Annotated in this window: 18 protein-coding genes, 2 pseudogenes and 1 riboswitch; of the genes and pseudogenes, 3 read left to right on the forward strand and 17 right to left on the reverse strand. The window is 36.8% G+C overall.

The features are described 5' to 3' along the window. Positions 1 to 5: 5 nt before the first annotated feature. From ACX9TM_RS15930 to ACX9TM_RS15975, 10 genes are all read right to left on the reverse strand, one after another. A complete protein-coding gene (locus ACX9TM_RS15930) occupies positions 6 to 1,001 on the reverse strand; it encodes an ABC transporter substrate-binding protein (protein ID WP_063220654.1) in 996 nt (331 codons plus the stop codon). A 47-nt stretch (positions 1,002 to 1,048) separates the two neighbouring features. Next, positions 1,049 to 2,053, reverse strand: coding sequence for an ABC transporter permease (locus ACX9TM_RS15935; RefSeq protein ID WP_077393162.1), 1,005 nt, complete (start codon positions 2,051 to 2,053; stop codon positions 1,049 to 1,051). Positions 2,054 to 2,087: 34 nt separating this feature from the next. After that, complete coding sequence (locus ACX9TM_RS15940; protein WP_063220653.1) at positions 2,088 to 3,593, reverse strand: sugar ABC transporter ATP-binding protein; 1,506 nt, start codon at positions 3,591 to 3,593, stop codon at positions 2,088 to 2,090. Between the two features lie 59 nt (positions 3,594 to 3,652). Beyond that, on the reverse strand, positions 3,653 to 4,084 hold the full coding sequence (locus tag ACX9TM_RS15945; RefSeq protein WP_063220652.1) for an RbsD/FucU family protein: 432 nt from the start codon (positions 4,082 to 4,084) through the stop codon (positions 3,653 to 3,655). A gap of 41 nt (positions 4,085 to 4,125) precedes the next feature. Then, complete coding sequence (locus tag ACX9TM_RS15950; protein ID WP_063220651.1) at positions 4,126 to 5,136, reverse strand: LacI family DNA-binding transcriptional regulator; 1,011 nt, start codon at positions 5,134 to 5,136, stop codon at positions 4,126 to 4,128. Between the two features lie 323 nt (positions 5,137 to 5,459). Beyond that, positions 5,460 to 5,864 (reverse strand): arsenate reductase (thioredoxin), encoded by a 405-nt coding sequence (gene arsC / locus ACX9TM_RS15955; RefSeq protein WP_000428364.1) that lies wholly within the window; start codon positions 5,862 to 5,864, stop codon positions 5,460 to 5,462. 20 nt (positions 5,865 to 5,884) lie between these two features. Further along, complete coding sequence (gene arsB / locus ACX9TM_RS15960) at positions 5,885 to 6,925, reverse strand: ACR3 family arsenite efflux transporter (RefSeq protein ID WP_063220649.1); 1,041 nt, start codon at positions 6,923 to 6,925, stop codon at positions 5,885 to 5,887. Between the two features lie 18 nt (positions 6,926 to 6,943). Further along, on the reverse strand, positions 6,944 to 7,381 hold the full coding sequence (locus ACX9TM_RS15965) for an ArsI/CadI family heavy metal resistance metalloenzyme (protein ID WP_001271013.1): 438 nt from the start codon (positions 7,379 to 7,381) through the stop codon (positions 6,944 to 6,946). Positions 7,382 to 7,441: 60 nt separating this feature from the next. After that, a complete protein-coding gene (gene arsR, locus ACX9TM_RS15970; RefSeq protein ID WP_002026021.1) occupies positions 7,442 to 7,747 on the reverse strand; it encodes an arsenical resistance operon transcriptional regulator ArsR in 306 nt (101 codons plus the stop codon). A 504-nt stretch (positions 7,748 to 8,251) separates the two neighbouring features. Continuing rightward, positions 8,252 to 8,761 (reverse strand): DinB family protein, encoded by a 510-nt coding sequence (locus tag ACX9TM_RS15975; protein WP_050229045.1) that lies wholly within the window; start codon positions 8,759 to 8,761, stop codon positions 8,252 to 8,254. 348 nt (positions 8,762 to 9,109) lie between these two features. Here ACX9TM_RS15975 and ACX9TM_RS15980 point away from each other — a divergent pair, with 348 nt between their 5' ends. Further along, a complete protein-coding gene (locus ACX9TM_RS15980; protein ID WP_050229042.1) occupies positions 9,110 to 9,655 on the forward strand; it encodes a dihydrofolate reductase family protein in 546 nt (181 codons plus the stop codon). Between the two features lie 224 nt (positions 9,656 to 9,879). Here ACX9TM_RS15980 and ACX9TM_RS15985 read toward each other — a convergent pair whose 3' ends face one another. The 3 genes from ACX9TM_RS15985 to ACX9TM_RS15995 form a co-directional block, all read right to left on the reverse strand. Further along, positions 9,880 to 11,736: an alpha/beta fold hydrolase gene (locus tag ACX9TM_RS15985; protein WP_063220648.1), complete on the reverse strand. Its 1,857-nt coding sequence runs from the start codon at positions 11,734 to 11,736 to the stop codon at positions 9,880 to 9,882. 58 nt (positions 11,737 to 11,794) lie between these two features. After that, a complete protein-coding gene (locus ACX9TM_RS15990; protein WP_001072320.1) occupies positions 11,795 to 12,361 on the reverse strand; it encodes a TetR/AcrR family transcriptional regulator in 567 nt (188 codons plus the stop codon). Between the two features lie 319 nt (positions 12,362 to 12,680). Then, on the reverse strand, positions 12,681 to 13,445 hold the full coding sequence (locus tag ACX9TM_RS15995; RefSeq protein ID WP_000793421.1) for an SDR family oxidoreductase: 765 nt from the start codon (positions 13,443 to 13,445) through the stop codon (positions 12,681 to 12,683). A 167-nt stretch (positions 13,446 to 13,612) separates the two neighbouring features. Here ACX9TM_RS15995 and ACX9TM_RS16000 point away from each other — a divergent pair, with 167 nt between their 5' ends. Continuing rightward, positions 13,613 to 14,053: an Lrp/AsnC family transcriptional regulator gene (locus ACX9TM_RS16000; RefSeq protein ID WP_001181719.1), complete on the forward strand. Its 441-nt coding sequence runs from the start codon at positions 13,613 to 13,615 to the stop codon at positions 14,051 to 14,053. Positions 14,054 to 14,221: 168 nt separating this feature from the next. On the opposite strand, the gene ACX9TM_RS16005 is transcribed toward ACX9TM_RS16000, so the two are convergent. The 4 genes and pseudogenes from ACX9TM_RS16005 to ACX9TM_RS16020 all read right to left on the reverse strand — a co-directional run. Further along, the gene (locus ACX9TM_RS16005) at positions 14,222 to 15,427 is read right to left on the reverse strand and encodes a M20 family metallopeptidase (RefSeq protein ID WP_000501343.1); all 1,206 of its coding nucleotides are present in this window, start codon (positions 15,425 to 15,427) and stop codon (positions 14,222 to 14,224) included. An 88-nt stretch (positions 15,428 to 15,515) separates the two neighbouring features. Then, a riboswitch (SAM riboswitch) is annotated at positions 15,516 to 15,617 on the reverse strand. Positions 15,618 to 15,693: 76 nt separating this feature from the next. Beyond that, positions 15,694 to 16,221, reverse strand: a pseudogene (locus ACX9TM_RS16010) (phospholipase D-like domain-containing protein); the annotation flags it as partial. 143 nt (positions 16,222 to 16,364) lie between these two features. Next, a complete protein-coding gene (locus tag ACX9TM_RS16015) occupies positions 16,365 to 17,495 on the reverse strand; it encodes an RNA-guided endonuclease InsQ/TnpB family protein (RefSeq protein WP_000599325.1) in 1,131 nt (376 codons plus the stop codon). Between the two features lie 641 nt (positions 17,496 to 18,136). Further along, positions 18,137 to 19,918 (reverse strand): annotated as a pseudogene (locus ACX9TM_RS16020) (DEAD/DEAH box helicase); the annotation flags it as partial. Between the two features lie 111 nt (positions 19,919 to 20,029). Between ACX9TM_RS16020 and ACX9TM_RS16025 the strand changes: the two are divergent. Further along, positions 20,030 to 20,422 (forward strand): VOC family protein, encoded by a 393-nt coding sequence (locus ACX9TM_RS16025; protein WP_001145268.1) that lies wholly within the window; start codon positions 20,030 to 20,032, stop codon positions 20,420 to 20,422. Positions 20,423 to 20,589: the final 167 nt, after the last annotated feature.

Genomic DNA, 20,589 nt, shown 5'->3' on the forward strand with positions numbered 1-20,589 from the left:
AGATTTTATTGATATAGCACTTCCTTAATCTTTGGATCATCAATGTTCTTTTTATCGTACCAATAGAAACCAGTGTCAATTGTTTTGGATACTTGTTTCCCATCTAGGTTCTCAACAGCTGCTTTCACAGTTTCGTAACCAATTCCAATTGGATTTTGCGTAATCGCACCTGCCATCACTCCGCTCTTAATCGCATCAATTTGTAGTTTTCCAGAGTCAAAGCCAACTACTACTACACTCTTTTTGTTCAATTCTTTAACAGCATTTACTACCCCTATCGCAGAACCTTCATTTGTACCGAAAATACCTTTTACATTTGGGTGCGCTTGCATAATTGCCTTAGCAGCGTCAGTCGATTTTAATTGATCGCCGCTACCATATTGAATATCGACAAGTTTGATGTTCGGATACTTTGATTTGATTGTATTTACAAAGCCATCGCGGCGTTCAACACCTGTTTTACTTGTCTGGTCGTGAGCAACTACTGCTACTTCTCCTTTTTCACCAACTAATCCAGCCATTTTCTCAGCTGCAAGAGCTGCTGCTGCTTTATTATCCGTTGCAGCTGTTGCTACAGGTATATCTCCCTCAACACCTGAGTCAAATGCAACAACCGGAATTTTTTTATTTTTTGCTTGTTCTAATAAAGGAAGAGCAGCCTTAGAGTCTAATGCCGCAAAACCAATCGCATCTGGTTTTTTATCAAGTGTGCTACGGAGCATTTCAACTTGTTTATCAACCTGCGCTTCCGTTTCAGGACCTACAAATGTAATATTTACTTTATACTCATCTGCTGCTTGCTCAGCTCCTTTTTTAACTGCTTGCCAGAACTGATGCTGGAACCCTTTTGAAATAATAGCCACATAGCGCTTACCGTCATCTTTTGTAGGGGCATTACTATCCTTACTTCCTGTGCTTGCACCATTTGAAGAACACGCTCCCATAAACATTGAAATTGCGAGAATTGACGATAAAACTATGCCCTTTTTTGCTTTCTTCATCCAAAATTCCCCCTATATATTGTTTTATTTAAAAAGCAGTATCGCAATTAATTCTTTGCTTTTTTGTTTCGTAACACATCTGCGTAAACTGCTAATAAGATAACCGCCCCAACAACTACCGTTTGCCATTCTTGAGGTACCGAAAGAATTTGAAGACCATTTGTTAACACACTCATAATCAATGCACCGATAACAGTACCAAGAATTGTTCCTTTACCACCACTTAAAGAAGTTCCTCCGATAACGACTGCTGCGATTGCTTCTAATTCATATCCTGCACCTAAAGCTGGCTGAGCAGAATTTAGACGAGATGCCATGATAATCCCTGCAACACCAGTAAAAACACCTGCAATCATATAGATAATGATTTTCCACTTATCAACATTCACTCCAGAAAGCCTGGTTGCTTCTTCATTGCTTCCTAGTGCAAATGTATACCTTCCGATAATCGTTTTATTTAAAATTAAGCTTGCGAAAATAGCCATTCCAAAAAAGATGAAAACAGCATTCGGAATAGCAAAGCCAGGAATAATAGAACCCATCGCAATTTTGTTAAAGCTTGGTATAGAAGTGAAATAAATTGGAGTGGCTTTCGAAATAACAAGTGCCAATCCTTTTGCGATCATCATCATCGCTAACGTTGCAATAAATGGGGGAATCTTCAACTTTGCAATTGCAGCTCCAGAAATTAAACCTACTACGGCACCTATTAAAATACCTCCAAGTACAGCTATCCAAACTGGTAAACCTAAGTTGACAGCAAATACACCTGTCATAACCGAAGACAAGGTTAGTACGGTTCCACAGGATAAATCAATTCCACTTGTAACGATAATCATCGTTGCCCCTAAAGCAAGGATGCCTGTAACAGCTGTCGATAAAAAGATTCCTATAATGTTATCAAATTGTAGAAAATTAGCTGAAGTAATTGAAAAAATGACAACAAGTACAATTAAACTTGCAAATGCTAGAAGCTGTTGAAGCGCGTTTGAATTTATCCCTTTCCTCATCTTCCCTTCAACTGGAAGTTCGACTACCTTTTGTATTTCCATTTTTGTTCACTCCTTTATCATCCGTTACTATTCATTACATCATTCGTTTTGTTGCAAGAGTCATAATTGCTTCTTGCGATGCTTTTTCATCATTTTTCAATTCTCCTGTTATTTTGCCTTCACACATAACAATCACGCGGTGACTGATCCTTAAAATTTCAGGAAGCTCTGAGGAAATCATAATAATAGATTTTCCTTGCTGTGCTAAATCATGTAGTAACTTATAAATTTCGTCTTTTGCCCCGATATCAATACCACGAGTAGGCTCATCAAAGATTAAGACATCTGAATCTCTAGTCAACCACTTGCCAATAACAACTTTTTGCTGATTCCCTCCTGAAAGATTTTTCACTAATTGATTACCTGATGGTGTTTTTATTTTTAACCTCTTAATTAATTCCTCAGATTGTTGATCCACTTTCGATACATGCATCCAGCCGAAAGGTTTTACATAATCTTTCATCGATGCCATTGCAATATTTGTTTTGACATCCATCCCAACTAGAAGTCCAAACTGTTTTCGATCTTCAGACAAATAGCCAATTCCATTTTGTACTGCATCAGAAGGATTCTTAATATTCTGTCTTTTCCCCTTAATAAAAATCTCCCCTGAATCTAGTGGGTCTGCCCCAAATATGGCACGGGCTACTTCTGTTCTTCCAGCACCCATCAATCCAGCAAAGCCAACGATTTCCCCTTTATACAGTTCAAAACTTACATCTTTTATCGTGTTCCCTCTCTTTAAATTTTTTACTTCAAACACTTTTTCTCTCGTTCTCTCTTTCATTTCTGGTTTTTGATTGTTATCAATTTTCCTTCCAACCATCATCGAGATAATTTGTTCAATCGTTGCATCCTTCGTGTTCATCGTTCCTACGTATGTACCGTCTCGCATAATCGATACACGGTCCGTAATTTTCTTAAGCTCCTCCATGCGGTGAGAGATATATACAATTCCCACACCATCTTGTCGTAATTTCCGAATCATAACAAATAATGCATCGATTTCAGTATCCGTTAAAGCTGCGGTTGGCTCATCCATAATCAGTACTTTTGAATCAAAAGAAAGAGCTTTAGAGATTTCCACCATTTGCTGTTTCGCAACTGTTAAATTGCCTACCAATTCTCTTGGGTCTAGATGAATGTTTAACCTTTCAAATAGTTTTTTCGCTCTGTTATTGAGTTCTTTTTCATCCAAAAAAAGATTAAATAGCCCTTTAGGTTCTCTTCCAATAAAAATATTTTGGGCAACTGTTAAATGCGGAGCCAAATTAAGTTCCTGATGAATAATGCTGATTCCGAGTCTTTGTGCTGCTTTTGTATCTGGAACCTCTATTTCTTTTCCTTCATACGCAATGGTTCCAGCATCTCTTTGATAAATTCCTGTTAAAATTTTCATTAATGTAGATTTTCCGGCTCCATTCTCTCCCAAAAGTGCGTGAACTTCGCCTTTTTTCAATTCAAATCGCACATTAGAAAGCGCTTGCACTCCAGGGAACGCTTTACTAATTCCATCCATTTTCAGCAATAATTCACTCATCCTATCACCTACTACCCTATCAAATTTTTAATGAAACAATATATTAGTTTAATAATGCGTTAATCAGTAACCACGCCCTTTTTTAAAATCATATTGGCATAGAGAGCACTTTCACTCGTTGCAACAATTGCATACGCCTTCTTTGCCCTCTCATAAAATGCAAAGCGGTCAATCATCTCAAAACCATCAAAATGAGTATCATATTTTTTAATTGTCGCATCATATGTTTCCCAAATGGAGGGCGTGGTAGGATCCCCTTTTACGACTTTCATTAATGAAACAGAATGATTACTATACGTATCGAGTGGAAAGAATTGCAAAATTGCCTGTAATACTTCAAGAACCCCATGACCTTCACATCGAATGAGCTTCGTCCCGCAAGAGGCAGCGGGGAAATTGCCATCCGCTAAAACAATCTCATCCCCATGCCCCATTTCTAAAAGAACCTTCATTAAATCCGGACTCATTATTTTCGGTATTCCTTTTAGCATTTCTATCTCCCTTCCGATTTTTATCTTAACGAAAATACGTTTCAACTACTTACACTTTGTGCATCTATTTGTAACCTCGGTGTAAATATTTCATTAAAGGGACCTTCTTCATTATTTAAGCGTTTCAGTAATATATCGCCTACCCTTTCTCCCATTTCGTATGGTTTGTGCGCTACCGATATAATCCCAGGCGCTTGTAATAATTGTGCTGCTTCCACATCACCAAAAGAAGCGATCACGATGTCCTCTGGTACAGAGTAGCCTCTCCTCGTTAATTCAAGAAGAACACCAAATGCCATTTCATTGTTCAAAGATAGAATAGCTGACGGTTTCTCAGTGAAATTAAGAAAATAATCAACTGCTTTCATACCACCTTCTCTTGTGAAAGTGCTATTAAACGTATAGTTTTCATCTTCTTGAATCCCAAACTCTTCTAAAGCTTTCTGAAATCCTTCATAGCGCTCTTTACCTGTACTAACGTTTAACAATCCATTTACAAGACCAATCGATCGATGCCCCTGTTGTAAAAGATAGCTCGTTAATCTATAAGCACTTTCAAAATTACTTTCTACAACCGAATCTAATTTTGAATCTCCAATCTCAACAGTCCGATCAACTAAAACTATTGGTACACCAGCTTGATGAATACTTCTTACTCTTTCTTCACAACCTCCAGCAGTAGCCAACACAATTGCATCTACCCGTTGTTCCACTAGTAGCTGCAACAATTTATCCTCTTTTTTAGGATTTTCATGACTGCTACAAAAAATAAGGTTATAGCCCTTTTGCTGCACAATATCTTCAATCGCCTTTGAAATTGTCATGTAATAATGATTTGTGATATCCGGAATCACAACACCAATCGTGTATGTTTTATCTTGCTTTAAACTTCTAGCAATCGCATTTGGTTGATAATTAAGCTTTTTCACAGCTAAAAAAACACGATCTTTAATGTCGTCACTTACAAATCCACTTTCGTTTAACACTCGAGATACTGTAGCTGTAGACACATTCGCTTCCATTGCAACATCTTTAATTGTAGACTTTGCCATTTCATCACTCTTTCTTAGTTTTCAAGAAATCGTTTACTTCAGTTTTGTTTAAACCCTTATTCCATCCATGTAAACGATTACTTAGTAGTTTACATGGATAATAATAATTTAATTTTCAGAATATTTCAAGGCTTTTTATAAACATTTTTTTCTCAAAAAATTCACCTATACATCAGATAACCTGAAAAACGTGAATGGAGTCATTTTTTTCGTGATTAAATCCACGTTTATTACAACATTCTACTGCCGTCATACCGTTCTATTTTGAAGTTTCATAGCACATAAAAAAGAGCCTACTCGATTGAGTTGACTCTTTCCTTTATTTACTCACCTGTTTCAGAAAATCGTTTTATACGTTCACCAATTTCATCGCGAACACGTTGAAATTCAGACCATTCTTTTCCTGCCGGGTCATCAAATCCCCAGTGAACACGATTTACGTGCGAAGGTGTCGAAGGACAAACAGAATCCGCATGACTACAAAGTGTAACGACTAAATCAGCATTATTTAAAATGTTTGTATCAATCATATCTGATGTTTGATTTGTTATATCGATATTCACTTCATTCATTGCTTTAATCGCATTTGGATTCACTCCATGTGCTTCGATTCCTGCAGAATATACATTCCACTTACCTCCTAAATATTGTTTACCCCACGCTTCTGCCATTTGGCTTCGGCATGAATTTCCTGTACATAAGAAATAGATTGTTTTTTTGTTTTCCATGTTGTTTTCCACCTTTGTTTTTAAGTTGATTGATCATTAAAATATTTACGTTTAAACCAAAAAGCGACATTTACAAGTGCAATCATGACAGGTACTTCGACTAACGGTCCAATGACAGCTGCGAATGCTGCGCCCGAATGAATACCAAACACACCAACTGCTACAGCAATTGCTAACTCAAAGTTATTACTACCTGCTGTAAATGCTAACGTTGTCGTCACCGGATAGTTTGCACCAATTTTTCTTCCCATAAAGAAAGAAACAAAAAACATTACAATAAAATAGATTAATAACGGAATCGCTATTCTTACCACATCTAGTGGCACGCTAACAATCATCTCTCCTTTTAAAGAGAACATAACAATGATTGTAAATAGCAATGCAAGTAATGTAAGTGGACTAATTTTAGGTATAAACACTTTTTCATACCACTGTCTTCCTTTTAACTTAACTAGTACAAAGCGTGTCAACATACCTGCTATAAAAGGAATTCCTAAATAGATACATACTGATTTTGCTACTTCTATCATTGTAATATTGACAATAGCACCTTCAATCCCTAACCATTCTGGAATTACAGTTACAAATACGTATGCATAAACTGAGAAAAAGAGCATTTGGAATACCGAATTAAAAGCAACTAAACCTGCCGCATACTCTTTATCCCCATCAGCAAGATCGTTCCAAACAATTACCATTGCAATACAACGTGCTAACCCAATCATAATGAGACCAACCATGTATTCTGGTTTATCAGGAAGAAAAATAATTGCTAACACAAACATAAGTACCGGACCAATAATCCAATTTTGTACTAAAGATAGCACTAACACTTTTACATCTTTAAATACTCGGCCCATTTCCTCATAGCGAACTTTCGCTAACGGTGGATACATCATTACAATTAAACCAACAGCAAGCGGAATAGACGTCGTTCCAACCTGTAATGTATTCAGTCCGTCTACTACACTAGGGAACACAAACCCTAAACCAATCCCAACAGCCATCGCTAGAAAAATCCATAGTGTTAAATATCGGTCTAGAAAAGATAAACGTTTCATTCTATTTTCCATCTCCTATTAACAACAAGAATTTTTAGCTACCTCATTTGAAGTCGCGCAACAAGATGACTCTTCAATTTTGTGAACATTACTATCTGCTTTCGTATAAAAGAATTCCCACTCATTCCCATCTGGATCTGTTACCCAAAACTTATCTTGCACTGCATAGCAACAAGTCGTATCCATCTCATCACGCGCGAAGAAACCTTCTTTTTCTAATCGTTCTTTATGCAATGTAATTTCTTCAGCTGTATCCACTTGGAAACCAAAATGATTTACCTGATTTCCCTTCACTTCATCTCGCACGTTCAGCGTAAAATTAAGTCCTGGCGTCTCTAATAAAAATTTTGCATAATCTGTTTTCACTTTAACTGGTGAAACACCAAATACCTTTTCATAAAATTCAATAGACTTCTCTAAATTCGTAACGTTTATACCGACGTGAACATATCTCATACCTTATTCCTCCTTTTTATATATCATTAATCAATTTTTTTTGATTAATAACTCAAAATTTTAACAGCAACTACCTTTCCCTGTTTTTCTAAAGATACAGCACAATTCTTCTGATAATAAATTATTCACTTCCGCATCATTTAAATCATAATAACTCCACGTACCTTTTGTTTCTTTTACAATCAAACCTGCATCTAATAAAATTTTTAAATGATATGATAATTTAGATTGCGTCATTTCAAAAACTTCTGTTAAATCACATACACACGTCTGTCCTCGCTGGCAAAGTTCATACATGATTTCTAAACGTTTCTGATCCGCCAACGCTTTAAACTTTTTCTCATAGAGCTGAAAATTTTGTGCCACTGTAGTTCACTTCCCTTCATCAACTTTTTTTGATGTTTATAGTATATACGTAGATGAGTTCTATATGCAACTTATTAATCAAGTTTTTTTGATTTATCTAAAAAACTTCCTCGCATCATATCTTTGTTACAATTAAAAAAGACCATAACCTTTTCAAAAATGAAAAACTATGGTTCTTTTTACAACTTAATAGTTACAATATTTCCGAGAAATGGAGTCTCTATAACTATTTTAAATTTTAATTTGATCATTATAGAGTAGTGCCCCATCACCCTCAATCTAAGAAAAACAAATACCCCAAAATGAGAAAAATCGATATGCTCTTGTTTTTGGTGCATATTCATAAAAAGCACGTCAACCTTTCTCATTAACATAAGAGAATAGTAACGTGCTTTTAATTTCAAAAATTGTCTAAGATGGTTGTGGGGCGGGCCCCTCATAAGAACGGTATCTAAAAGATTGTATGATAGGTGTTAGTTCCATTCCAATGGCCTCAGCCGGCAATTAACTCAAATACCGATTTCGGATGACCGCCATGTGATGAAGTTCGTGTCCTGCGACGCCGTACGCGAGGGCGCGCGCCGTAATGCTTAGGTTGTTGGCTGTGCCCTTGCGGGTCCACGCCTCAGCCGGTAGCCCGCGCAGCAATGTGATCGTTGATTGCCGTACGGCCCGGTAGTCTTCGGCCAATTGTGCGGTTGTCCAGCTTCCGAAAGGAGGTATGAACAATTCCTGATCGAAACCAGTCAGAGGTGTCTGGTCCCCTCTTGCGAACCGGAGCAGGCGGTAGGTCATGACGCGTTCCGCGTCTGCAATGTGGCCCACGACTTCTTTCAGCGTCCATTTCCCTTCCGCATACCGATATGCGGCCTGGCTTTCGGTCAACGATGCCAGGAGCTCGGTCATTTGCTTTTCCTGGGCGAGCAGAATATCGATGATGTTACCGTCCGGCACCAAACGGATATATTCGCCGGAGCTTCCGGCGTATTCTTCTTCTGACGGTCTTTGATTCATGCGTAGTCACCTCTTATATGTAGATATAGAAAATTATAGCGCTCGTCTATGTCTAACAAATTCGCGAAATGATAGAACTTCCCTTCTAATAAATGAGGATAAGCAACTATTTAGTCGGTCGCCACACTATCCTGATTCGTTAGCACAATAAGCAATGCTAATCAATGATGCATAAAAATTAGAAGTTATACAATATTTCAAAGTTATTAATATATATTAGATTATTCCGAAACATATATAAATACATTTTGTCGAAACTATTAAAAAGGGAGAATTTCTCTAGCTAGAGAATTAATAATTGTGTTACCAATATGTAAAAATCTCAATTTAAAATTAAAGGAGAACAAAATGGGACAAATAATTGTATCGATGTACCTCTCACTAGATGGTGTCATGGAGGAACCAGCTTGGACTGCTCCATATTTCAATGAAGAAGTAGCAAAGTTTCAATCCGATTTACTGTTTGAAAGTGAAGCGCTTCTACTAGGGCGAGTAACCTATCAAGGTTTTGCAGCTGCCTGGCCTTCTATGACTGATGAAGAGGGTTTTGCTGATAAGATGAACAGCATACCTAAATTTGTTGCTTCAACAACTTTGGAAAAAACCGAATGGAATGCAAATCTTATCAAGGGTAATATTGTAGAAGAAATATCGAAACTGAAGGAACAGCCCGGTCAGAACCTTTTAATTTATGGTAGTGGTGAGCTTATACAGACATTGATGCAACATGACCTCATTGATGAATATCACTTTATAATCAATCCCGTTATCGTAGGAAGCGGAAAGCGTCTCTTTAAAGACCAGAGCAATACAAAAGCATTAAAACTTATAGAAACAATAACGACCAGTTCAGGTGTCGTTATTCTTTCCTATCAGCCGGAGAAAAAAGAATAATTATTGATAAATTATATAAAAAAAGATTGACTCTTTCAGATCAGGAAAAGTTAAAAATAACTTCCAATAACGAGAATAATGTAAATAAGCTGTCCATGTGGACAGCTTATTGTTTTTTTGCTTAGCGTGCAAAATTCGCGTCTTGTTCGCGGGACTCCAAACAGTACGATTTTATTTCAAAGACACAACGATCTTACTACACACTTTTTATTTATCCCACACTCTCATCTGCTACTATTACTATTTTTTATTACTAATGTTGCCGTTTCACTCGGGTGGCTAAGAGGAAAATGATGGCCATATGGAACAAAATCAACCTTACCAAGATGCGATGGAGCAGAATAGGCTCTGTCATAATCCCCCCAAATAATGTGAAGATTATACTTTGTTACTTCATTGAAATCACCTTGATCGTTTTTCAGTAGTAAACTGTTAAGCTGAACCGTAGTATTTAAAATTCTAGGAGAAGTAAAACTTTTACTTATCTTTTCAATATAATGTTCAGGGATGCTCTCCGTACTTTCAAACAAACCATTACTTAATAAATAACGCCCTATCAAATTAGTAGTTGCTAATTTTAATGTCCATTTGTTCATAACTTGAGGAACATTTAGCGATTTAGCATTTTTTTTAGCAACAGGTGGCTGAAGTAAAGTGATTGAATACTTCTTATCTATGTACTCTTGTACCAATGCTTCCAGAAGAATAAACGCACCGAATGAATGTCCAATTAGATGCGCACCATTCGTAGCTTTCTCCAATAACTTTTTCACTACATTCAAATAGATATCTAGAAGATTTTTCTCTCGTTTAAAAGGAGACCGTCCCAAACCTGGAAGATCCAAGATCCATACAGGTTGACCAGTTTTTTCATGAAGCTCTTGTGCTAAAGGAAATAAATCCTCTCCATCACTCAATAAACCATGTAATAAAATAAACGGTTTACCCTTTCCTTGTAATTGGTAAAGGGTAGTGTTATCGCATAATGTTCGTTTAAATAAATGATTATGCCGGCCATTTTGATACATTATTCGATAATCCAGATCAGCTACTACGGCAGGGAAAAATTTCATTACACTCGTCTTCTTAAACCAATCTCCTCCCATAATTTTTTTCGCTGAAACATTTGAAAATTTTTGTTTTGTAATAAAATTCAGTCCATCAGAAGGAATTTTTGTTATTTTACTTCCTCCACTATTCATAATTGCTTTCATAAATGGCATTGGAACAGAGATTTTTGGTGCCCTCATATTCATACTTTCCGACATAATACTTAATAATTCAGCAATGTTTTGATCGTGCTGTTTGTCTTCAACAAGTGTATATGTTTGAATAGTCGGTTGCTCCAATCTGAAAACCTGCACAATAAACTTCGCAAGCTCATCGTTTGAAATAAGTGGTAACCTATATCCCTTACCTCCAGGAATCACTGGCATGAGCCCTCTTCGCATACTCAGCACAAGCAAACCTAATCCTGCTATCTGCTCTGTACTCCCTGTTTTACTACTACCGACTACAGTTGGCGGATTAATTACAGAAAGCGGATAACCTACTGCTGATGCCTGCTGACGGATATAAAGATCTGCTAAAAATTTTGTTCTCTCATATGGATTTTTTATTTTCAAATAATTGTTTCCTTCTTTAAACACATCAATTGCAATCTTGCTATTTTTATCATCAAAGGGACTCATATAACCTACAACATGAATAAATTGTTGCAAGCCCTTCAATTGATGAATACTTTCAGCTAATTCACTAATATGTTTGGCACCATTTAAAAATACGGAAGCTGCCTCTTTACTTGTCGCTTGAATATCCATGGGGCCTCCTGCGTGAATAATCACATCCGTTTTCAATACCCTCTCCTTATCTTCAGCACTTAGACCTAAATCTATTTTCGTCAAATCACCTTCAATAAAGTGCATAACTTCCTTTTTTAAGATGCCTCTTTCTTGAAAAAGGCGTGTTGCTTTATTTTTCGACCTCACTAAAAGAAGAATTTTAACATCCTCTTTGGCTAATTCTTTTACTAATTGCTTTCCAATAAAGCCTGTTCCACCAGTTAAAAATACTGTTCTCATATAAAATCCCCCTTTTAGTACTACTTAGTACTAATTTGATGTAAAAAAAATGCTTCTTTTATCGAAGCAATTTTAAAAAATGATCTGCTGTTTTCGTGATTACAGTTGCATCCTTCAATGTTTCTGAAATAAATAACGCTCCTTCAAGATTTGTAATAAAAAGTGATGCAACCTCATCAATATTAATCGTATTTCTAAATTCTCCATTCTCTACCCCTTGTTTAAGTAATAGAGAAACTTTCTTTTGTAATCCTGTAAAAAAAAGACCTATTTTTTCTTTTATTTGCGTGGCCTGTTTAGGACTTTGAATATAAAGAGTAATAAATGGACAGCTTCCCTTATACTCTCTCGATTGAACTCCTTGTGATAATTGCTTTAAAAACAGTTGGATACGATCTTCAACTAAAAATTGGTTCTGAGAAAGTACGTCATCAATTGCAGATTGATACATTTCAATCCAATAATCAACGACCCCTTCTAATAATACTTCCTTATTAGAAAAGTGATAATACACATTAGACTTTGAAACTTTGCTTACACGTACTAATTCATCCATACTTGTATAAGCAAACCCTTTTTCTAAAAATAATGTTGCAGCTACTTCAATCACACGTTTTTGATTCATTAATTTTATCTTTGTCATAACTAGAACTATATAGTACTAATTTAAATATTGCAAGTATTTATGTTAATTTTTAAAAAAGTTCCACTAACATTGATTTTACTGCAAAAAATCTTATTTTGAATAAAGTTGAACTGAACCCCGAAATTGTTCATTCACTATCGTCTAATCGGGGGCACCATACATACCCGTCAACTTAAGAAAAAGAAATGCCCCCTGATTCAAGTTGCCTAGCGAAAAAATCACGTTTTAATAGACTTCTTTAGTATGCCTATCTTTCTATAAATTACTAGATTAGCTTGATGGCTATGGAGTAGTGACCCTATAAACAAAACCCGCCAGAAACATCTAAAATCTGCCCCGTTACCCAGCGGCTATCAGAAGAAGCAAGGAATGCTACTGCATCTGCAATATCTTCAACTTGCCCTATTCGTCCGAACACAGATGAGTTGGTAGCAAAATTTCGTATTTCCGGATCATCTAGCAATTTTGCATTGATATCTGTCTTCGTATATCCAGGCATAATTGTATTCACTGTTATACCTCTTTCTCCAAGATGTTTAGCTAGAGGCAGTGTCATCGTATTAAGCGCACCTTTACTTAAGCCGTATGCAATTGAGCCTGTAAAACCAAGCCTTACTTCAGCTGATGAAATGTTAATAATGCGACCCTCTGCTCGTATTAATGGTAATGTTTGCTGGATTAAAAAGAATGGTGCTTTCATATTTACAGACATGATTTCATCAAAAACTTCTTCTGTCGTATTTTCAATCGTTCCTTGTGTACCTATCCCTGCATTGTTTACTAAAATATCAATCTCTGATGTACCAACTTTTATTTGTAATTCATGCTTTAACTGTTCTACTAGCTTTTTGACACCATCAATTGAATTGAGTTCAGCTTCAATTAAGAACGCTTTTCCTCCATTAGATTCAATCTCACTAATCGTTTCATCTGCAGCTGTTTTATTTCGACCGTAGTGAATCGCAACTAATGCTCCATCTTTCGCCAATCTCATCGCAATCGCACGGCCAATTCCGCGACTCGCTCCTGTTACTAATGCTACTTTTCCATTAAGATTCTTCATTTCTTCCATCCTTCCTAAATTTCCGTTTGATGAATGCCATACTTATATTTTCATGCAAAAACCAATCATTTTAAATATAGATTTATAGGTAATTTAGTTCGTTCACTTATGATATTATAGTTATAATTTATGATTCACTTTAGAAAACAAAATAAGGAGGCTACACAATGCAAAACACAGTAAAACTGGATGAAATCGATCATAAAATTATGAACTTGTTGTATGAAAATGCGAGAATTTCCGTTTCAGAAATAGGACGAATTATATCCATGACGCAACCTGCTGTAAAAGAGCGTATTAATAAACTTGAAGATCAAGGAGTTATAGCGGCTTATCGAACGAAATTTGAGCCTGCAAAAATTAATAAAAACATTCAAGCATTCATCATGTTTAAAACGAGCCAATGCTCTGATTTTATTCAATTTTGTAATGCCGCTCCTGAAGTAACAGATTTATATCGAATTAGTGGGGAGTTTAATTATATGATGAAGGTCATGAGCGATTCGATGGATTCTCTCGCTACATTTTTAGACTCCTTAATGCAATTTGGCTTGTCATCTCCTTTAATTGTTTTAAAGAGTGAGTTTGAGGAGAAATTGTCGTTCTAATAAAGGGATACGTATTATCCTCCGCTAACAGTACAAGCTTTTCCTTTATGAGAAAATCCAACAGAATCAATGATTAGTAACAAAAAAAAGAACATTGATTTTCAATGTTCTTTTTTATATCTCTACTTATTAATTAGATCTCTATTCGAAAAAAGTACCTTAATCCCCTTACCCTTGATTCCTCTGCGCCTCTCTAAACTCCTCCTTCACCTTCTCTAACAACCCTTCTTCCGTAATTAATCGATACGCCGTATTTGCTAATGCTTTTGCCGATGTAATTAATGCTTTATCTCCAAGTTCTGAACGTGCTGCTTCTCTAAATTCATTCGTATGTGCAATTAAATCATCTGGTCCGATTTTAATGTACGGATGAATTGTCGGTACGACTTGACTTACGTTTCCTGCGTCGGTTGAACCGATTCCTACTCTTTCTGTACGATTTACATCTTCACCTAATAGTTCTAGTTCTTCCGCTACAATATCGTTATATGTTTTTGTTACGAGTAATTCATCGATTTCATTTTGGAATTGATGGATTTTTACTTTCGCACCTGTTGCTAACGCTGCTCCCTCAGCAATATTTTTTACTTTTTCTGTTACTTCTGCACATCTTTTTCGCGTTGCTGCACGGATGAAGAACCTTGCTGCAGCGTAGTCAGGAATAATGTTAGGTGCTTTTCCTCCTTCTGTAATGACGCCATGAATTCTCACGTCTGACGGAAGTTGTTGGCGAAGTGCATTAATACCGTTATAGAGCTGAATAACCGCATCTAATGCGTTAATCCCTTCTTCTGGCGAAGCTGCAGCGTGAGCTGTTTTTCCGTAAAAATGAAAATCAAGTGGATCGACTGCTAGTGAAGGACTCGTTGTCGCTGTTTTTCCGCTCGGATGAATCATAAGCGCCGCATCAATGTCTTTAAATAAACCTGCCTTTACATAACTTGATTTCGCGCTACCATTTGGCCCGCCTTCTTCTGCTGGCGTACCAAACACGACAACTTCTCCGCCAATTTCTTCAAGTGTTTCTGATAATGCAATTGCTGCTGCAACACTAATTGTGCCGATTAAATTGTGACCACACGCATGACCGAGTCCTGGTAAAGCGTCGTACTCCGCTAAAAATGCAATTGCCGGTCCTTGTTTTCCAGAGCTTTTTCGCGCGATAAATCCCGTTTCATGTCCAGCTATATTGTGCTGTAACTGAAACCCTGCACTACCTAGTAATAAACTTAACGTTCTTGATGCGTAAAACTCTTGGTTTCCAATCTCCGGATTCGCATGAATATCATGACTTGTTTCTATGTACTTTTCCTTATTTCTTTCGATACTCTCTTCAATTGTTTTTCTTTGTGACGCTACTCCTGTCGCTCCCATTGTTCTTCCTCCTTTTATTTTCACGTAAAAAAGCCTCTTTCTAAAAGATAGAAAGAGGCTTCTGTATATACAGTCAAAATGAGCTTCTTTCTTATCTTTCAAGTTACCTTGCTGGAATTGGCACAGTATTCATAACGAATCCGCTGCCGAGGTATCATAGGGCCAGTCCCTCCACCTCTCGTGATAAGAATTTTCATAAAATTATATTAAATTATTTTTTATTCTAAGTTCATTCCAAGTAAAAGTCAAGGAATTCCTATCCGAATTTACCGAATATCTAAAAATCCTTTTAATACACCAATTGTCTCAGGTGCTTGCAGTCTTGCACATACGTACGGAAATTCCGTACTACCTTCAAACATCATTTGAGATGTAAGCGGTGCGCCTGCCCAGAAGATTTCATCATCGATTACTAGGAACGGGAATGCTTTATTTTGTCTTTGTAACTTTACATTTTTCAGTGGAACTGGTCCGTCACTATACACTGTTATTTGCGCATTTGTACGCATTAACGCTTGCCATACTCGCTTATCCACTTGTTTTGTACTTGGAAGTGAAATAATAATTTTTCGTTTTGCTGCTAAAATATCTTTTAATAGCCCTTTCGTTTCCTCAAGATTCATTTCCATAAACCAGCGTAAACGTTTCGATATTTTTCGTTCCCACAATTGTCTTGATGTCGTGCGATCATACACATCTCCGTGACGTTCTATATGAGCTGTTAATTGTGATAACGCTTGTTTTCTCGATAAATTTTTGCGCATGTAGTGGCAATCTGATAATTGAATGAACTTCCGATACGATAAACTTAACTAAATCTATACAATTCAATCAAATTTACACGAGTTAGTGCTTCATCGTGTTCTCGCAACCCCGAAGGGACGAGGGGTATAACACTCCACACGAGGCAGTATCGTTACCTCCTATTATCAAGCATTTATTTTACCCATCTTGATAAATTTATCGCAGCATTTACATCCCTATCGTGATGGCTATTGCATGAAGCACAACGCCATTCACGAATCTTTAAACTCCACTGTCCTTCTGGTTGAACTGAATGGTCGTATTTTACGCCGCAACATGAGCAAATCTTGCTTGAGGCGAACCATTTATCAGCTTTTACATACGCAATGCCGTACTTCTCGCACTTGTATGACAAACATTGAAAGAAGAAGTTTAATTTTTGAAATGAAAATGCTTTCGATAGCTTTTTGTTTTTTAACAGGTTTGAGATAGATAAGTCTTCCACAACAATCCTCATTGGTTTGGTTTTCACCAATTTAGCTGTTGCTTGATGGATATGGTTATTTCGGATATTCGTAATTTTCCTAGATAACCGCAGGTGCTCAGCTTTCGCTTTTTCATATCCGGCAGATTGAATTTTTACACCTTTTTTAAATCGCCTAGACATATCTCTTTGTGCTGACTTTTTCCTTTTCAAAAGCTTTTTAACCTTGGCATCTTTGTTTATATTTCGTTCTTTCATACCATTAGAAGCTACAAACAACTCTTTTAACCCAACATCCACACCAATCAACTCGTTCGTTAGTTCTTGGAATTCAAAGTCTTCTTGGAATCCTACACTAATCCACCAGTGACGACCATCAAAGGTAACTCTTGGATTGGATGGTTTTTTGTTTCTTGGTAGTTGTTGGCTTGTTTTCACTTCTCCAATAGACTGAATATGAACGACTTTCTTTCCTATAATCAGTCTTTCATAATTGGCATAAAATCCTTGGATTAAATCTTTTTTGGATTTATAAGAAGTGTGAGAACCATTTTTGTACTTTTTGAACGAATTTTTTCTCGCCGTATCAAAATCTTTTGAAGCCTGTTTGGGAACTTGTGCATTAATGTCTTTTAACCACTCATATCTCTTTCGCTTCTTGATCTTTGTAAATCGTTTCTGTAAAGCTAACTGTGAAACAGATTTTCCAAATAGCTTATAGTATCTATCACTCATTCTTTTACAATAGTTATAAGCAAATCTTGCAGCACCAGCATGGTTTCTAAGCACTTTTTCTTGTTCAGGCGTTGGAATCAGTCTAACTTTCTTCGCCAATATCATCAGAATGTAACTCCTTTAATGAAAGATTTGTTCTTCTGAATCGTAGCGTGTTCCACCAGCATTCTCCTGAGACTACCAGGATACAAACCTGTTAATTCCGATACTTGACTAACTCGTGAAAATTTCATTATTATTCTCACCTCATTGAACCTATCGCAGCACGTACGTTCGATGAATTCAATGAAGTTTGATAGATTCAATAAAATTTATCTTGTTCAACTAGGGCCGCAATTCCTTAGCCAGTTCTCTTATGAACTTCTCATGTTTTCACATGAGCGCAGACTATATGTTTATCTACTTAGAGATAGAGGATTTTTCCACCACCATAGGCTTGTGATGTACTCTCGCCAGTTATACGAGATAGTCGTTGAACGTTCATCTTATCACTTTTGACTTAGATGATTCGAGGCGGAAGACCCATTGTTCTAGTGTTTAGGATTTAACCTTGCACCATCTGATTGATTTTTTCTGCTTTCGCGACATTCACGCTCGCTATTTCTAGCCACGTTGTAGTTCAATCAGCTTTAGGGATTGCCCGCAGTTAACCCTCACTACTAGCCAATCACTTGACTAGCAGGGCTTACTGATATATTTAATTAACTTTCGTTATAATTGGTTAAATAAATCGTAACAGTTAGTTACCCTCTCGCTCTCGTCACTGCTACATTGACGAGGCGATGGTTTTTATGGTCAAAGAATAATACGCCAGGTCGTTCTTGCGGATAACTGTCAACCGTATCAAAGATCATCATATCTCTTTCAGAACCTTGGAACTTATGAACTGTCGCCGCTAAAACTGGTATGTTTTGATATTTCGTTCTCTGCAACATTTCTCTAATACACGTCGATAAAAAGCGTGACTGCGCCCTGTAAGGTGTCACAATACCAATTGATTGAACACCGTCTAACAATCCGATTAACATCATTTGCATTGCTACTAAACCAGACATAATGTTAAAACGTGAACCAGAAGCAGCATCTTTTAACGAAAAAGCTCCCATTTGGCTCGTATCAAATAAAACACTCGCTTCATTTGCAAACGGCTGCAATTGCGCAAGTTCTTTACGCTCTGAAACAGACGGATGATCGTATACTCTATTTTTATAAATAAACGAATTCGTAAACTTCGATATATCCGCATGCATACGTCTTTGTTCCTGCAACATAAATAGGTTTGGGTGTGCTTCTGATTTATTAACAGACTCCACAATCCCAGCATGGTAAAACATATCTTCTCCAAGCCATTTGCGAACGAGTTCATGATTTGCCATCGCAATTGGAGGTAACTGTAAAAAGTCACCGCAAACGACGATACGTTTTCCAAGTGAAGCAGCTAATGCAATTTGCGGAACGAACGCCATACTCACCTCATCTACGACAACTAAATCAAATGTACGCTCATAAATTAGCGCATCAATGGCACATTTCGATAAAGTTGCGCCGATTACTTTCGCATTTTCAATATATTCTTTTTCTACTTCTTTAATTTTAGCCTTTTGCTTTCGAAGATCACTTTCAATCTCCTGCATACGCTTCTTATCAGAGGACGTTGCCTTATACGATAAGATTTTTTCACGAAGCTCTTGGCGTGTCTCTTCTAAATAGAGTCTTTCCTCACCCCATGATTCGTTCGTCGTTTCAACTAACTTAGATGCAAGTAACGTTTCATGATTTCGTATATGTTCATGTTGACTATAACCGTAGCGAACAATTTCGCCAGGCGTCCATTTCTTTTTCTTCTCAATTTGCTTCGTTACTTCACTCATTAATACGTCTACTGCCGCATTACTATGAGCTAACACAAGTACCGATTTTCCTTTTTGATAATGGGCCGAAATAATACGTGATAAATTGTAAGACTTCCCTGTTCCCGGCGGTCCCCATACGTACGTTGTCGGATTATAAAACGCGCGATATGCCAGTTCATTTTTTGGATTTTTCATCTTCTCAATATGTTTCGGGCTGCTCGTCCCATCAACAAGACGCTTTATACGATTACGTTTCAGCTTATCTTTACGCGCTTCTTTCAATCGCTCTTGCAGTTGCTCTAAAAGTTGCCACGGTTCACTGTATAAAACCGATTCTCTTATTTCACCTTGTATATAATCATTTAATTTCAGTTCTATTTCTAATCCATGTACAGATAATACTTCTCCTGTCGCTTCCTCACCATCGAACTCAATTCGAATCGGTGAACCTTCAGGTAAGCTTACTTCCGAAATAAGCTGAAATACGTATACTGTACTTTCATAATCTGTATATAAAAAACGACCATTCATGATAGAAATTTTACTACCACCTATCGTTTTCCAATGTTTAATTTCATATGCTAATGCATAATGCCACTCTTTCATCGTTTCCGATAATGAAGGAGTTTGAGTAGTTGTATTCATCGTATAATCTCCTTCCTTCTCCCCAAACATACTTTCTCACTATACCATATAACACGCTAAAATTTGTAAGGTTTTTATCTTGCTTATTTTCTTAATTTTCAATAATATATTGTATATAATTTTCAGAAAGAAGGAATCTACATGCCAGTTAGAAGAATAGAACACGTTGGACTTATGGTTGCAAACTTAGAAGCATCTATCTCATTTTATGAAGAAGTAGTCGGCTTACAGCTCCTTAAACGTATGGGGCACCCGAACCCAGACTTAAAACTCGCTTTTTTAGGTGTGGAAGAATCGAAAGAAACGATACTCGAATTAATTGAAGGCTACAACTCTTCCCTTCCGGCAGAAGGAAAAGTACATCACATTTGCTTTAAGGTAGATTCATTAGAGGATGAAATTGAAAGAATACAAAAACACGGCGTAACCTTTTTACTAGGAGAAGAAATCGAAACATTACCAGATGGAACACGTTACATATTCTTCGCTGGCCCTGATGGAGAGTGGATTGAGTTTTTTGAGACGGAGAGATAAAGTGAAACTTTAGTCAGCCCACAATAAACGGGATAATAACTTTATGATTCACATAAGGAGTAGAAACTGATGAATACAGTTTTTATTATCGTTTTTTGGGTACTTATACTATTTCCACTTCTTAATATAATTCTGATAAAGAAGTGGAATATAAGTCCCATTGATCT

Source organism: Bacillus sp. LH1, assembly GCF_057924895.1.

Excerpts from the sequence above, each read along its gene's own strand:
- ACX9TM_RS15945 (WP_063220652.1), bottom strand. The coding sequence starts at position 4,084 with ATGCTAAAAGGAATACCGAAAATAATGAGTCCGGATTTAATGAAGGTT.
- ACX9TM_RS15980 (WP_050229042.1), top strand. The coding sequence starts at position 9,110 with ATGGGACAAATAATTGTATCGATGTACCTCTCACTAGATGGTGTCATG.
- ACX9TM_RS16025 (WP_001145268.1), top strand. The coding sequence starts at position 20,030 with ATGCCAGTTAGAAGAATAGAACACGTTGGACTTATGGTTGCAAACTTA.
- ACX9TM_RS15990 (WP_001072320.1), bottom strand. The coding sequence starts at position 12,361 with ATGAATCAAAAACGTGTGATTGAAGTAGCTGCAACATTATTTTTAGAA.
- ACX9TM_RS15950 (WP_063220651.1), bottom strand. The coding sequence starts at position 5,136 with ATGGCAAAGTCTACAATTAAAGATGTTGCAATGGAAGCGAATGTGTCT.
- ACX9TM_RS15985 (WP_063220648.1), bottom strand. The coding sequence starts at position 11,736 with ATGAGAACAGTATTTTTAACTGGTGGAACAGGCTTTATTGGAAAGCAA.
- ACX9TM_RS15935 (WP_077393162.1), bottom strand. The coding sequence starts at position 2,053 with ATGGAAATACAAAAGGTAGTCGAACTTCCAGTTGAAGGGAAGATGAGG.
- ACX9TM_RS15975 (WP_050229045.1), bottom strand. The coding sequence starts at position 8,761 with ATGAATCAAAGACCGTCAGAAGAAGAATACGCCGGAAGCTCCGGCGAA.
- ACX9TM_RS16000 (WP_001181719.1), top strand. The coding sequence starts at position 13,613 with ATGCAAAACACAGTAAAACTGGATGAAATCGATCATAAAATTATGAAC.
- arsC (WP_000428364.1), bottom strand. The coding sequence starts at position 5,864 with ATGGAAAACAAAAAAACAATCTATTTCTTATGTACAGGAAATTCATGC.
- ACX9TM_RS15965 (WP_001271013.1), bottom strand. The coding sequence starts at position 7,381 with ATGAGATATGTTCACGTCGGTATAAACGTTACGAATTTAGAGAAGTCT.
- ACX9TM_RS15940 (WP_063220653.1), bottom strand. The coding sequence starts at position 3,593 with ATGAGTGAATTATTGCTGAAAATGGATGGAATTAGTAAAGCGTTCCCT.
- ACX9TM_RS16015 (WP_000599325.1), bottom strand. The coding sequence starts at position 17,495 with ATGATATTGGCGAAGAAAGTTAGACTGATTCCAACGCCTGAACAAGAA.
- ACX9TM_RS15995 (WP_000793421.1), bottom strand. The coding sequence starts at position 13,445 with ATGAAGAATCTTAATGGAAAAGTAGCATTAGTAACAGGAGCGAGTCGC.
- arsB (WP_063220649.1), bottom strand. The coding sequence starts at position 6,925 with ATGAAACGTTTATCTTTTCTAGACCGATATTTAACACTATGGATTTTT.
- ACX9TM_RS15930 (WP_063220654.1), bottom strand. The coding sequence starts at position 1,001 with ATGAAGAAAGCAAAAAAGGGCATAGTTTTATCGTCAATTCTCGCAATT.
- ACX9TM_RS16005 (WP_000501343.1), bottom strand. The coding sequence starts at position 15,427 with ATGGGAGCGACAGGAGTAGCGTCACAAAGAAAAACAATTGAAGAGAGT.